14 protein-coding genes are annotated in these 13,383 nt (G+C 57.4%); 5 read left to right on the forward strand and 9 right to left on the reverse strand.

From position 1 onward, the window contains the following. Nucleotides 1–43: 43 nt before the first annotated feature. The gene (locus QRN24_RS13005) at nt 44–1,459 is read right to left on the reverse strand and encodes an aldehyde dehydrogenase family protein (RefSeq protein ID WP_284942770.1); all 1,416 of its coding nucleotides are present in this window, start codon (nt 1,457–1,459) and stop codon (nt 44–46) included. Between the two features lie 100 nt (nt 1,460–1,559). On the opposite strand from QRN24_RS13005, the gene QRN24_RS13010 reads away from it, so the two are divergent. Further along, nucleotides 1,560–2,462 carry a LysR family transcriptional regulator gene (locus QRN24_RS13010; protein ID WP_032679561.1) on the forward strand — a complete coding sequence of 301 codons (903 nt, stop codon included), beginning with the start codon at nt 1,560–1,562 and terminating at the stop codon, nt 2,460–2,462. Here QRN24_RS13010 and QRN24_RS13015 read toward each other — a convergent pair. Then, nucleotides 2,449–2,928 (reverse strand): carboxymuconolactone decarboxylase family protein, encoded by a 480-nt coding sequence (locus tag QRN24_RS13015; RefSeq protein WP_032679560.1) that lies wholly within the window; start codon nt 2,926–2,928, stop codon nt 2,449–2,451. The genes QRN24_RS13010 and QRN24_RS13015 overlap by 14 nt on opposite strands. 102 nt (nt 2,929–3,030) lie before the next feature. Between QRN24_RS13015 and pdxR the strand changes: the two genes are divergently transcribed. Both pdxR and QRN24_RS13025 read left to right on the forward strand, forming a co-directional pair. Further along, nucleotides 3,031–4,419, forward strand: coding sequence for a MocR-like pyridoxine biosynthesis transcription factor PdxR (gene pdxR / locus QRN24_RS13020; protein ID WP_014168459.1), 1,389 nt, complete (start codon nt 3,031–3,033; stop codon nt 4,417–4,419). An 81-nt stretch (nt 4,420–4,500) separates the two neighbouring features. Then, entirely contained in the window at nt 4,501–4,755 is a 255-nt protein-coding gene (locus QRN24_RS13025) for a DUF4282 domain-containing protein (protein WP_020885330.1), read from the forward strand. Nucleotides 4,756–4,814: 59 nt separating this feature from the next. Here the strand turns inward: QRN24_RS13025 and QRN24_RS13030 are convergent, their stop codons facing one another. Further along, nucleotides 4,815–4,976: a DUF1127 domain-containing protein gene (locus QRN24_RS13030; protein WP_032681737.1), complete on the reverse strand. Its 162-nt coding sequence runs from the start codon at nt 4,974–4,976 to the stop codon at nt 4,815–4,817. A gap of 176 nt (nt 4,977–5,152) precedes the next feature. Between QRN24_RS13030 and QRN24_RS13035 the strand changes: the two genes are divergently transcribed. Beyond that, the gene (locus tag QRN24_RS13035) at nt 5,153–6,568 is read left to right on the forward strand and encodes an aminotransferase-like domain-containing protein (protein ID WP_284942771.1); all 1,416 of its coding nucleotides are present in this window, start codon (nt 5,153–5,155) and stop codon (nt 6,566–6,568) included. 66 nt (nt 6,569–6,634) lie between these two features. Here QRN24_RS13035 and foxA read toward each other — a convergent pair whose 3' ends face one another. The 3 genes from foxA to QRN24_RS13050 form a co-directional block, all read right to left on the reverse strand. Further along, on the reverse strand, nt 6,635–8,743 hold the full coding sequence (gene foxA, locus QRN24_RS13040) for a ferrioxamine B receptor FoxA (protein ID WP_284942772.1): 2,109 nt from the start codon (nt 8,741–8,743) through the stop codon (nt 6,635–6,637). A gap of 121 nt (nt 8,744–8,864) precedes the next feature. Continuing rightward, nucleotides 8,865–9,818 carry an AraC family transcriptional regulator gene (locus tag QRN24_RS13045; protein ID WP_041162409.1) on the reverse strand — a complete coding sequence of 318 codons (954 nt, stop codon included), beginning with the start codon at nt 9,816–9,818 and terminating at the stop codon, nt 8,865–8,867. 138 nt (nt 9,819–9,956) lie between these two features. Next, nucleotides 9,957–10,190: a DUF2171 domain-containing protein gene (locus QRN24_RS13050; protein WP_284942773.1), complete on the reverse strand. Its 234-nt coding sequence runs from the start codon at nt 10,188–10,190 to the stop codon at nt 9,957–9,959. Nucleotides 10,191–10,419: 229 nt separating this feature from the next. Here QRN24_RS13050 and QRN24_RS13055 point away from each other — a divergent pair, with 229 nt between their 5' ends. Beyond that, entirely contained in the window at nt 10,420–10,623 is a 204-nt protein-coding gene (locus QRN24_RS13055; protein WP_160890578.1) for a DUF2767 family protein, read from the forward strand. Nucleotides 10,624–10,661: 38 nt separating this feature from the next. Here QRN24_RS13055 and QRN24_RS13060 read toward each other — a convergent pair whose 3' ends face one another. The 3 genes from QRN24_RS13060 to QRN24_RS13070 all read right to left on the reverse strand — a co-directional run bounded on the left by QRN24_RS13060 (nt 10,662) and on the right by QRN24_RS13070 (nt 13,335). Then, nucleotides 10,662–11,783 carry a ribosomal protein uL16 3-hydroxylase gene (locus QRN24_RS13060; protein ID WP_025205676.1) on the reverse strand — a complete coding sequence of 374 codons (1,122 nt, stop codon included), beginning with the start codon at nt 11,781–11,783 and terminating at the stop codon, nt 10,662–10,664. A 115-nt stretch (nt 11,784–11,898) separates the two neighbouring features. Further along, nucleotides 11,899–12,501 carry an ATP-dependent Clp protease proteolytic subunit gene (locus QRN24_RS13065; protein WP_014168451.1) on the reverse strand — a complete coding sequence of 201 codons (603 nt, stop codon included), beginning with the start codon at nt 12,499–12,501 and terminating at the stop codon, nt 11,899–11,901. A 63-nt stretch (nt 12,502–12,564) separates the two neighbouring features. Continuing rightward, nucleotides 12,565–13,335, reverse strand: a complete 771-nt coding sequence (locus QRN24_RS13070; RefSeq protein ID WP_020885337.1) for a DeoR/GlpR family DNA-binding transcription regulator — start codon at nt 13,333–13,335, stop codon at nt 12,565–12,567. Nucleotides 13,336–13,383 lie beyond the last annotated feature (48 nt).

Genomic DNA, 13,383 nt, shown 5'->3' on the forward strand with positions numbered 1-13,383 from the left:
GGGCGAAGTATTGTCGCCCGCTTCCCGGGAGGGCGACAAACGGTTATCCCAGAATCGACTTCGGCTCCATAAACGCGCGGATCCCCCACTCGCCCATCTCACGCCCCACGCCGGAGTGCCTGAACCCGCCAAACGGCGCTTTAGGCTCATGGGCCAGCGTGTTCACCAGCACGCGGCCCGCGACAATCTGCTGCGCCACGCGACGCGCACGTTCGACATCCCTGCCCAGCACCATCGCACTCAGGCCATACTCGGTGTCGTTGGCAATGGCGACGGCTTCGGCCTCGTCCTGATAAGGGATCACACCCAGTACCGGGCCGAAGATCTCTTCCCGGGCAATCGCCATCTGGTTAGTGACGTCAGCAAACAGCGTCGGGCGCACAAACCAGCCGTCCTGCGTGCCTTCCGGACGCCCTTCGCCCCCCACCAGCAGGTTTGCCCCCTCGTCGAGACCTTTACGGATATAGCCCTGCACCCGCAGCCACTGTTTTTCGCTGACCATCGGGCCAATTTCTGTCGCGTTATCCCGCGGATCGCCGGATTTCACGGCCGCGACGGCCTGCGCCAGCGCAGTTTCGATTTCTGCCTTACGCGACTGCGGTACCAGAATGCGCGTTCCGGCCACGCACGCCTGCCCGCTGTTCATAAACCCGGCCTGCACCACCAGCGGGATAGCCTGCGCCAAATCGACATCATCAAGCAGGATCGTCGGCGATTTACCGCCTAACTCCAGCGTCACTCGCTTAACACTCTCCGCCGCGTTGCGCAGTATCGCTTTGCCGGTAACGGTCGAACCGGTAAACGAAATTTTCGCCACGTCCGGATGGCGGCTGAGGGTCTCACCGACCGTATCGCCCCGTCCGGTGACAATGTTAAACACGCCCGGCGGTAACCCGGCATCGCGCAGCGCCTCGGTGACAATGCGGGTTTGCAATGCGCTCATCTCGCTCGGTTTAATCACCGCCGTGCAGCCCGCCGCGAGCGCAGCCGCCAGTTTGCCGCAGATAAACCCCGCGTCGCTGTTCCACGGGGTAATAAGCCCGGCGACACCAAGCGGCGTCATCTGCACCGTTGCCGCCCCCGCTGTGGTCACAAACTCAAAGGCTTCCAGCGCCTCGATGGCCTGGGCAATGACATCTGCCGGGTAGCGGGCCATCCACGCCGAGCGCGAGGCTGGCGCGCCGTACTCTTCAATCACCGCGTCCAGCAGCGCATCATGACGGGCGGCCACGGCGGCATGCATGCGTTTCAGCGCGGCAATACGTTCCTGTCGGGGGGTTTGCGACCACGCCGGAAATGCCGCTTTCGCGGCCGCGATGGCATGCTCAGCGTCTACCTCATCGGCCAGGCGAACCTGGCCAATCACCCGCGCCGTCGCCGGATTGTATAAATCAAAACGTTCGGTCCCGTGCGGGGTTACAAATTCGCCGTTGATAAAGATCTGTTCGATGTTGTGCATATAAACCTCCTCAGGCTGTATGGACACAGTCTGGCACGGCTTCTCCGTTGCGATAATCCACGCTATGCTGCAAGGGTTGTTTCGATTTTCAGGATAATCTATGCATCGTTCGGGTCTGACAGAGCTGGAAGTGGTCATGGCGGTGGTGCGGCGCGGCAGTTTTCGCGGTGCGGCACAGGAGCTGGGCATGTCCGCCACGGCGGTAAGTAACGCTATCGCCGGGCTGGAGAGCCGCCTGGAGACGCGCCTGTTTAACCGCACGACCCGCAGCGTGGCGCTTACCGATGCCGGGCAGCGCTACGTGGCGCGTATTGGCCCGGCCCTGCAGGCGATACGCCAGGCCAGCGAAGAGATCCACAGTGATACCGGCGAACCTGCCGGCACCCTGCGCTTAAACGTACCGAACCATATCGGTGCGCTCTTTCTGGATCAATTGCTGATCGACTTTATGATCCGCTACCCGAAAATGCGCGTCGAGACGCTAAGCGAAGCACGAATGATTGACATCGTCGCAGAAGGTTACGACGCCGGGATCCGTCTTGAAGAATCCGTGCCGCAGGACATGATCGCCGTGCCACTGACCGGTGAGATCCGCCAGCTTGTCACCGCCACGCCGGATTACTTTGCCCGCCACGGCACGCCGCACTCGCCGGAGGATCTGCTCTTACATCAGGGGATCGGTATGCGCATGGCGCACGGTGGGATCTACCGCTGGGAGCTGGCGCGTCACGGAGAACACTACGCTCTGGCGGTACCGCCGCGCTTTGCCACGTCCGATCTTTTCGCCTCGATCCGGGCCGTGAAGGCGGGATTAGGGATAGGGTTTTTACCGGAACTGTATATCCGGGAAGAGCTTGAAAGCGGGGAACTGGTGAGCGTGTTAAACGACTGGACGCAGCCGTTTGCCGGGCTGCGTTTGTACTATCCGGGGCATCGCCACGTCCCGCCAGGGTTACGGGCGCTGGTGGCGATGATCCGTGAGCGCGGGGTTATTCGAGGTTAGCTTTGTTCAGCCCGTAAGCCGCGTCCAGCGAGCCCGGCGCCATGCGGGACGTGATCCCCAGACGGTTCCAGGCGTTGATCGCCACAATGGCAAAGTTCAGCTCTGAAATCTCCACGTCCGAGAAGTGCTCCGCCACGCTGCGGTAGAGCGCATCGCTCACGCCATGCACGCTAATTTGCGTCAGCGCTTCGGCGAAGGCCAGCGCCGCTTTCTCACGGGCGCTGAACAGCGGGGACTCGCGCCATGCCGCCAGATGGTACAGGCGCAGCTCGCGTTCTCCGGCGATTTTGGCCTCTTTCGAGTGCATATCCAGGCAGAAGGTACAGCCGTTCAGCTGTGAGACACGAATGTCGATCAGGTGCTTCAGCGCCGGGTCGAGAGAGGTTTTCGCCACTTCCATGCTCAGGTTGGACAGCGCGTTGGCGAGGGCAGGTGTGATCTTATGGTGGTTTACGCGAGTGCTCATTGTCTTTCCTCTTTTTTGTGCGGCATATGTCATGCGATGAGGACAATCTACGCGGATAATGACATAGTAAAAAGACACAAAAACCGTCAAACGAGGTAGGACATGAAACCGGGCTATCACGCTATTTATACCCGCTATCGCGACAACATCACGCGTGGCGTGCTAAAGCCTGGCGACAAAGTCCCCGCCATTCGCGTGCTGGCGGAAGAGCTGAAGGTGGCGCGCAAAACCGTTGAAACCGCTTACGCCATCCTGACGGGCGAAGGGTATCTGGTAAGCCAGGGGGCACGCGGCACACGGGTCAATCCGGACCTGTTACTGCCCGCGCAGCACGCCCCTGCGGAGCAGACCACCGGCACGCTTCCGGCCTCGCTGATCGGCCAGCGCGAACGGGCAGGTTTTCTGCGCCCCGGCATTCCCTCCCTCGACAGCTTTCCCTATAAAAAATGGCTGCTGCTTTCAGGCCAGGCGACGCGCGCCATGCGCCAGGAAGAGATGCTGAATCCGCCCGTGCTGGGCTGGTATCCGCTGCGCCAGGCGATTGCCAGCTACCTTAATATTTCACGCGGGCTCGCCTGCACTGCCGAGCAGGTGCTGATCACCAGCGGCTACAGCGGTAGCCTGCGCCTGATCCTCGATACGCTGGCCAGCCGCAGCGACAAGGTGGTGTTTGAAGATCCGGGCTACTTTATGGGCCAGCAGTTGCTCAAGCGGATCGTGCCGCGCCTGCACACCGTGCCGGTCGATCGCGCCGGGATCGATACGGAATACCTGCTGCGCCACCATCGCGATGCCCGCTTCGCCATCGTCACCCCGTCGCACCAGAGCCCGCTGGCGGTCACCCTCTCTCTGCCGCGTAAACAACAGCTTCTCGACTGGGCGAGTCAGAACGAGGCCTGGATTATTGAGGATGACTACGACGGGGAATTTCACTACACCCGCAAGGTGCTGCCGTCGCTAAAAAGCCTCGACCGGCACGACCGGGTCATTTTTATGGGCACCTTCAGCAAAACCATTATGCCGTCGCTGCGCATGGGCTACGTGGTGATGCCCGCCAGCACCCTCGGGGCGTTTACCGACTGCGCGGACATCGTTACCAGCGGCCAGCCGGTGCTGACGCAAAAGATCCTCACCGCCTTTCTCAACGAAGGCCATTTTTTCCGACATCTTAAGAAGATGCGGGCCCTGTATCAGACCCGGCGGGAGTGGATGATTAAGGCTTTACAGGAGGTGTATGGCGACCTGTTTTTCACCGAGCAAAACGACGGTGGGATGCACATCGTGGCATTCCTTTCGAAGGGGAGTTGTGACCGGGAAATCGCGCACTGCTGGCAAGCGCAGCAGCTACAGGTTAACGCGCTCTCGGAGTGGTATCGCGGCTCCGGCAAGCGTTACGGACTGGTGATGGGCTATAACAACGTGCGCACGTATCAGGAGGCGGTGGCACTACTTGAAAGGCCAAAACAAGAAACGCTGGAATTACTACTCTGAAATCAGATAGCTATCCACGCCATAAAAGAACGTGATAAAGATACAATCTTGAGCCTTTTTTATATTTCTAAGGAAAAGAAAATGAAAGCCATTCTGGGATTTGACTACTTATTAACGCCACGCGTGCTGGTCTTCTTCTACTGGATCGTCATGCTGGTGATTTTGATTGCCGGCGTGTATTCCATGTTTACCGATCATCTGATCACCGGATTTATCGGGATGATTTTCAGCCTGATCGGCTGTCGCGTGACGTTCGAACTGATCATGGTTGCGTTTAAGAATAACGAATATCTGCGCCGCATCGCTGAAAACACCGCGGTGAAATCAGTCGAATAATCTCTCCGTTGCGCCGGGTAGGGGTTTCTCCTTACCCGGCCAGCGCCGACCCTGCCCGCTTACACATCATAGCGCGACAACCCGACATCCTTGAGCTGCTCGTCACTCATCTTGCTCAGGATGCGACGGGTGCGGTGAATACGGTACCAGTTGCGTAGCGTTTTGCCGATCCAGACAAAAACAACAAACGGACGTTTTGAACGGTTCTCGTAAAATTCCATGATGCTCTCCTCACTGTGCCAGTAGCGTTATCATCATGGAATTCAGGGCGTACAATACAGATTCAAAAACATCTTTTGTTTAACATACAGATCCGCTAAAAGTATATCTGCATGCCGTTTTTTGCGGCAATCTGTACTGGTTTTACAATCTGTATGGTGAAAACAAAGGATACAGCATGACGCGCTACCAACATCTCGCCAATCTTCTGGCGGAACGCATTCAACAAGGGCTGTATCGCAGCGGTGAACGTCTGCCGTCGGTGCGCGCGCTGAGCCAGGAGCATGGCGTTAGCATCAGCACCATACAGCAGGCCTACCAGATCCTCGAAAATCTGCAGCTGATCACGCCTCAGCCACGCTCCGGCTATTTTGTCTCGCAACGTAAGGCCATGCCGCCCGTACCGGCAATGACGCGTCCGGTGCAGCGTCCGGTAGACGTTACCCAGTGGGATGAAGTGATGATGCTGCTGGATGCCCGTGCCGACAAAGAGATGATCTCCTTTGGCGGCGGCTCGCCGGACGTCAATCAACCGAGCCTGAAACCGCTGTGGCGTGAAATGAGCCGCATCGCGCAGCACAATCCGGCCGAGATGCTGAGCTATGACGTGCTCGACGGTCGGCCCGAGCTGCGCGAGCAGATCGCACGGCTGATGCTGGACGGCGGCTCTACCGTGGCCGCGAATGAGATTGTCATCACCAATGGCTGCCACGGCGCGCTGTCGATTGCCCTGCTCTCGATATGCAAACCGGGCGATATTGTGGCCGTGGAATCCCCGTCGTTTCACGGCACCATGCAGATGCTGCGCGGGTTCAACATCAAAGCCATCGAAATTCCCACCGATCCCGAAACCGGGATCAGCATTGAAGCGTTAGAGCTGGCGCTGGAGCAGTGGCCCATTAAAGCGGTGATCCTGGTGCCCAACTGCAATAACCCGCTGGGTTTTATCATGCCGGAAGCGCGGAAGAAGCAGGTGCTGGCTCTCGCCCAGCGGCACGATATCGTGATCGTGGAGGATGATATTTACGGCGAGCTGGCGGCGGAATACCCGCGCCCGCGCACCATTCACTCCATGGACATTGATGGCCGCGTACTCCTGTGCAGCTCGTTTACCAAGACCGTGGCACCGGGCCTGCGCGTCGGCTGGATTGTGCCGGGGCGCTATTACGACCGGGTGATGCACATGAAATACGCTGCAGGCGGCTTTAACGTGCCGGGAACGCAGATGGCGGTGGCGGCGTTTATTCGCGACGGCCATTATCATCGTCACGTTCGCCGTATGCGCCAGATTTATCAGCAGAATATGGAAACCTATACCTGCTGGGTGCGGCAGTATTTCCCGGCGGAGATCTGCGTGACGCGCCCGCAGGGCAGTTTTTTACTGTGGGTGGAGTTACCGGAAAACGTCGACATGGTGTGCGTCAGCAAGCAGCTGTGCCGGCTGAAGATCCAGGCGGCAGCCGGGTCGCTGTTCTCTGCGTCCGGCAAGTACCGCAACTGCCTGCGGATCAACGTTGCGTTACCGCCAACGGAGAAGCATCGCGAGGCGCTGAAGAAGATGGGTGAGGCAATTGTGATTGCGATGGAGGAGTAGTGCGGCCTGATGCCCTCCTCCACCAGGCCGGGCAAGGCGTCACCGCCGCCCGGCACTGTCACCGACTCAAAACGTCCATGAAACGCTGCCAACGATACTGCGTTCCGCGCCGAAATAGCAGTAGGAGAGCGAGTTACACGCCGCCACATAGCGTTTATCGGTCAGATTATTGACGTTCAGCTGCGCGCTCATACCCGTGAGCCCCACCTTCGACAGGTCATACCCCACCACCATATCCACCAGCGTATACGACGGCAGCGTATGGGTGTTCTGGCGATCGCTGGTAATGCCGTTGACGTAACGAACGCCGGAGCCGACGGTCAGGCCGTCCAGCGGGCCCGTTTTCACGTCGTAGCTGAGCCAGGCACTGGCCATATTCCGCGGCGCATAGACGGCGCGCTTGCCCTCCTCTTCCGGGGTGCTCTTCTTGTAGCGAATGTCGGTATAGGTGTACGCCGCCTGCATGCGCAGGCTGTCGGTCAGTTGACCCACCGCTTCCAGCTCAACGCCCTCGGACTCGATCTCACCGATGGAACGGTACGGATCGGTCGGCTCCTCTTTGGTGGCGATATTCTTCTGGTTGATGCGGAACACCGAGGCGCTGAACTGGCTGTTCATCCCCTCGGGTTCATACTTCACGCCCGCTTCCCACTGCTTGCCTTTCATCGGGTCCAGAATGTTGCCCTGCTCATCGGCGAAGCTGGTCGGCGTAAAGGCCGTGGAGTAGCTGACGTACGGCGCGACACCGTTATCAAACAGATACAGCAACGCCGCGCGGCTGCTGACGTTGTTCTTATCCAGGTCGCTGCGGGTATGGTTAACGTTATCAACGTTCGACACGCTTACCTGGTCATAACGCCCGCCCAGCGTCAGGCGCCAGCGGTCAATGGACATCTGATCCTGCAGGTAGTACCCGGTCTGGCGCAGCTTATGTTTTTCCTTGCTGTACTGGGTGATGTAATCCGGTTTCGCACCGTAAACCGGGTGGAACGCGTCAATGGGCGGGAAACCGCCGTAGTAGCCGGTCACGTTATTGGTACGGTCCTGATAATCCAGGCCAATCAGCACGCGGTGGTTAACTGCCCCGGTATCGAAACTGCCGTCGACCTGGTTATCCAGCGTGATGGCATTCATCTTCTCGTCAGAACCGGAATAGCCGCGGTTGAGCTCGGTATCGTTCAGCCAGCCCGCGGCATATACCTGATTCAGCTCCACTTTGGTGTGCAGATAGCGCAGCTTCTGGCGCACCGTCCAGCCGCTGTCGAACATGTGCTCAATGTTGTAGCCCACCATGTTTTCCCGACGATCGTACTTGTCGTAATCATCCTCACCTTCAAAGAAGGTGTTGGTGATTTTCTTACCGTTATGCGGCACCACGGTGCCGTCATAAGGCAGGCCGGAGTGGCTCCCTCCTTCCGGATCGCGGTGCAGATAGGCCATCAGATCCAGACGCGTGTTATCAGTGATGCGCCAGGTCAGGCTCGGCATCAGCGCGTAGCGCGCTTCCTTCAGCGGATCAAACTGGGAATCGGCATAGCGGGTCATCCCGCTGAGGCGCACCGCCACGCGGTCGTTATTATCGACCGGACCGGTAACGTCGAACATCGCCCCCCGCTGGTTATTGTTCCCGGCAAATAGCTTAATCTCCCCGCCCGGATCGAACGACGGCTTGCGGGAGGTCAGCGCCACGATACCGCCCGGCGATGAACGGCCGTACAGCACGGAGGCCGGGCCACGCACCACCTCGATATTGTCGAGGAACCAGGGATCCACCACCAGCGAGCTGTGAGAGTTGGTGTCTCCCATCATCTTCAGGCCGTCGAGGTAGACGTTATCCAGACTGCCGTCGGAGAAACCGCGCAGCACCATGTAGTCGAAGCGGTTTGACGCGCCAATCTGGTTGCTGTAAACCCCCGGCGTGTAACTCACCGCCTGGCGCACGCTGGTCGCGCCCTGCTCTTCAAACTGCTCGCGGGTAACGATTGAGACCGACTGCGGAGTCTCTATATCCGGCGTTTCAAGCTTGGTGGCAGCAGATTGCATTTGCGACGTGACCACAACGGTGTCCGTTTTTTGGGCATCCTGCGCCAGCAAAGGAAAAGCGACGCTACCGGTAACCCATCCCACCAGCAGTGCCAGACGTGACTTAGCAAACATAACCCTCTCCAAAGGCATTTCTTATTGTTAATAAGAATTATTACCTTTTTGAGAGAGCAAACAGCTATGCGCGCCGCCAGGATACGTATGCGCGGTGCTAAACCGCACGGGTTGCGTTCGCGCGAAGAGAGAAAGTAGGTTAGCGGCGTTTGCGCACGTCGCCCGGTGCAATACCGTAATGGCGACGAAACGCGGTAGCGAAATTGGTGGCGTGCTGATAGCCACACATCCACGCCGCCTGTTGCACGCTATAGCCTTCAAGCAGATAGCGACGCGCCAGCGCGAGCCGACATTCACGCAGGTAATCGAAAAGGGTGCAGCCGTAGCGTTGACGAAACTTGCTGCGCAGGCTGCTCGGGCTCATGGCGGCGAGGGCGGCCAGCTGCGCAAGAGTATGATCCTGCTCCGGAGACTGTTCCAGCCTGCTGCGCACGCGTTCAAGACGCGCATGCTCAGGCCGGCACGGGAAGGATTGCTGGCGCTGCGCCAAACCCTGGCCCAGAAGCTGATACATCAGCCCTTCCAGCAACAGCTGACGGGATAATGCGCTTAGACCCTGCTGCTGAGCATGCTGGATCCCCGCAAGGACAAACTCAGGAACGTGCCAGACCAGGGTGGGCGCATTCAGGCTTTGCCATTCCTGGAGCAGCGACTCAAGCAGGGCCTCACGCCTGGCATCGTGTGGGAACAGACCAAACGAGAGCGTTTTCAGCGTGCTGTCGGCATCGTGACGCGCGCACATTATCTGCTCTTCACTCAGGCGGGAGCTGAAGGCCATGCCGGATCGTACGACATATTCAACGCCATTGAGCGCGATCGTGACGCCCCCTTCCAGCACCACCAGCATATAGAGTGGGCTGCTATGGCGAGAGGTGGTTTCGTAAGGTTGTAAAACGCGAACGTTGGAGTGGGTCAGTGAAATGCCGGATGAAAGCGTCATCTCTTCCACATTCCCCTGCAGCACGGCGCGGTTGTTGACCTGCGCATCTTTTAACTGCGGGAACCGGTAGTCGATGCCGTAGCGCTCACCGAATATCTGAAAATCCTCAACAAAAAACAGGCGTTTCGCTGATCTATTTTCACGCTGGAGCATATGACGGTGCCTGCATCGGGGAAAGGACAAACGAAACAGTACCATTCATTGGTGGTGGCAGCAATCACTGGGCATAAAACGTATTACGCTCCGGTCTGAGCCGGAGCGAAGAAATATATTTCAGTTAAAGAGATATATTTATGCTTGCTGCCACTCAGCAAAAACCTCTTTATGGTTTTTGGTCAGGACAACTTTATTATCATCCACTTTGTCCACCCAACCGAGCGGTATAAAGTGGTGCTTCCCACCGGATTCCGGATCGTTTTTCGCAAGCTTTATACGCTCGCCATCCAGATGGTCCACAACACCGACGTGCGTTCCGCAGCTGGCGACAACCTGAGCGTGATCCATAATTGCGTTTTTATCTACCATAATAATTCTCCCGTTTTGGTTATTTGGCCGTTGCACGGAATTAACTGTAGCGCATAAATTTGGCTTACGGGCGCTTATTAGCATTTTGAAACATCATTGACACAAAAGGATATTATGGCTACCGCGAGGCATAGTGAAGCATAATGAAAAAATAAGAATAAGATGAATTATTCTCGCAGTTTATTTTTTATTTCATAATTACATTATCGCAACCAACGAGGAGGCATTAATGACGATTCGTAATATTCGTAATATTCGTAATAATCGTACAGAAATTTCACTGGCTCTTGGTGAAGCGGTTTTAGACATTGTGCAAAAAGGCCACGAGCTGTCGCGTGAAAATCTGGCGCAGGCGATGAAAACAAAAGCAGAGAAGGAGCGCGACGATGAGCGGCTCCTGAATTACTGGAAAGCCTGTAATATGCTGGTCTGAACGAGGCGGCGTTTAGCCTGGCTAAACGCCGCCAGCCGTTACTCGTCGAAGAACCAGTAGCCCTGGTTAATCAGTCCGGTCAGTTCGTCAATAAACGCCGGATTGTTCAGCGCCTCGCCCAGCTCAGCCTGGCCGAGTTCCGTGTAGCGACACAGCACGTCCGCAGCCTTCGCATCTACCGTTTCCAGCAGTTCGCTGTTGATGAAGACGCTGCCGTTGATATTCAACACGCGCAGACCGCTCAGGCGAGACAGCGTTTCGCCACCCTGCAATGCATCAAGCACTTCTTCTGCCGTGTACGGCGGTTCCGCGGTGGCAATATCCAGCTCATGGCGCGGCGTCGAGACAAAGCTACCGAACCATTTCGTGAAATCATCAGGCTTGCTGATCATGTCGATCATCATCTGGCGAATACGATCCAGCTCGTACTGTTCCACGCGTCCAGGGTGTTCGCGGCAGGTCAGATCCGGATCGCTGTAGTGCTCGCCGCCCAGATCGTTTTCCAGCGCGTAATCGGCAAAGCTGCTGATCAGATCGCGGCCGTTCGGCCCGCGGAAACCGACGGAGTAGTTGAGCGCCGTTTCGTGGGTAAAGCCGTCGTGCGGGAAGCCTGGTGGAATGTAGAGGATATCGCCCGGGGCCAGATCTTCGTCGATGATCGGCTCAAACGGATCAACGTGCAGCAGTGCCGGATGCGGGCAGAACTGGCGCATTGGCAGCTTGTCACCCACGCGCCAGCGGCGGCTTCCCATCCCCTGAATGATAAACACATCGTACTGATCGATATGCGGACCCACGCCGCCGCCAGGGACAGAGAAGGAGATCATCAGGTCATCCAGACGCCAGTCTGGCAAGACGCGGAACGGGCGCACCAGCTCCGCGGCAGGCATGTGCCAGTGGTTTACCGCCTGCGCCAGCAGCGACCAGCCGGTTTCGCCCAGGCCATCGAAGTGCTCAAACGGACCATTGCTGGCCTGCCATTTACCGTTTGAATGGCTGACCAGACGGCTATCGACTTCAGGCTCCATCGCCAGCCCTGCCAGTTCGTCCGGGGTAATCGGGTCGACAAAATCAGGGAAGGCATTTTTCAGCACTACGGGTTGTTTCTGCCAGTATTTTTCAAGAAATTCCGGCCAGTTCAGGTTCAGTTGATACGCCATGGGTAGCACCAGTGAGAGGGTAAACAGGCGCGATTATAGGGGAGACGGTCAAGGGGGAACTTGTCATGGGTCAAACGAGAGGAGAAGGCCGGCGCAAACGTCCGGCCCTGAGGGATCAATCCAGCTTCAGATCGTCATAATGCGTAATCAGTTTACCCACAATGCCGTAGTCCAGCGCTTCTGCCGGAGACATCCAGAAGTTGCGGTCGGTGTCTTTTTTCACTTTTTCCAGCGGCTGGCCGGTGGCGTCAGCAATCAGCTTGTTCACGCGATCCAGCATGCGGATGATCTCACGCGCTTCAATCTCAATATCCGTCGCCTGACCACGCACGCCACCCAGCGGCTGGTGGATCATAAAGCGGGTGTTGGGCAGAGAGTAGCGGTGCTCTTTTTTCGCCGCCAGGAAGATGGTGATCCCGGCGCTCGCCACCCAGCCGGTGCCGATGATGTGTACGTCCGGACGGATGAACTTGATGAAGTCATGGATGGTATCACCCGCTTCCACGTGGCCACCCTGGCTGTTGATGTACAGCTTGATCGGATCGTTGCTCACGCTTTGCAGCAGGATCAGTTGGGTAATGACTTTTTGCGCCAGTTCCTGGTTGATCTCACCGGAGATAACAATCGAGCGGGACTCGAGCAGTTTTTGCTGCAGCGCGCCCGCGCCGTTTGACCCTTCCGCTTTATCCTTATCGCCTTCTTTCAGTGTGTAGTGCATTGTTATGTCCTCAGCATTTAGCGCTCAAAACCAGAGTGTAGCCTGTTTTACCGGTCAAAGTCCTCAGGCGCACACAATGCGAACATCCTGCGCCGCAAACGCGTCGATAACGTCCTGTTTAATATTCGCGTCCACCACCAGCACATCAATGTCCCGGCTCTTTGCCACGACAAAGCGCGCCACGCCGGGAAGCTTGTCAGCAGTCAACGCCACGATGGTCTGGTTGCTCTGGGCGATCACCGCTTTTTTGAACGCACAGTCGGCAAAATCAAAACCGGTCAGCCCCATCTCAGGATCCATCGCACAGCCACCGATAAAGGCCTGATCAAAGATAATCCCCTCAAGCTGGCTTGCAGCCGTGGCACCCACCGTCGCGCCAGACGCCCGCTGGATCTGCCCACCAGTGATGATCACCTCACACAGCGGATGTTGCAGCAGCGCGGTCGCGATGGCCGGGGAGTTGGTCACCACCGTCACGCTGAGTTCGGCAGGAAGGGCTTTCGCCAGCGCCAGGTTGGTGGTGCCCGTATCCATAAAGATACAGCCACCTGCTTTGATCAGCGTTGCAGCTTTCTGCGCGATTGTGGCTTTTTGTGCACTGTTTTCCTGCTCGCGGCGGCTAAATGTCCCCGCATCCGGCAGCTGAAGTACCGCGCCACCGTAGACCTTTTTACAGAAGCCCTCTTTGCTAAGCTCATGTAAATCACGGCGAATGGTGTGTTCGGAGACCTTCATTTGTGTCGCCAGTTCGGTGCACACCACCCTTCCGCTTTCCTGAAGGATCTGACGGATCAGCGCTTGTCGTTGCTCCGGAAAAGCAGCATAATCGAGCATTATAAGTCCTTTAAAATAACAAAACCGAGCATCAAAGCGCATAATGTT

It is taken from the genome of Enterobacter sp. MEB024, from assembly GCF_030209635.1.
In the GTDB taxonomy this organism is placed as follows: Bacteria; Pseudomonadota; Gammaproteobacteria; order Enterobacterales; family Enterobacteriaceae; genus Enterobacter; species Enterobacter ludwigii.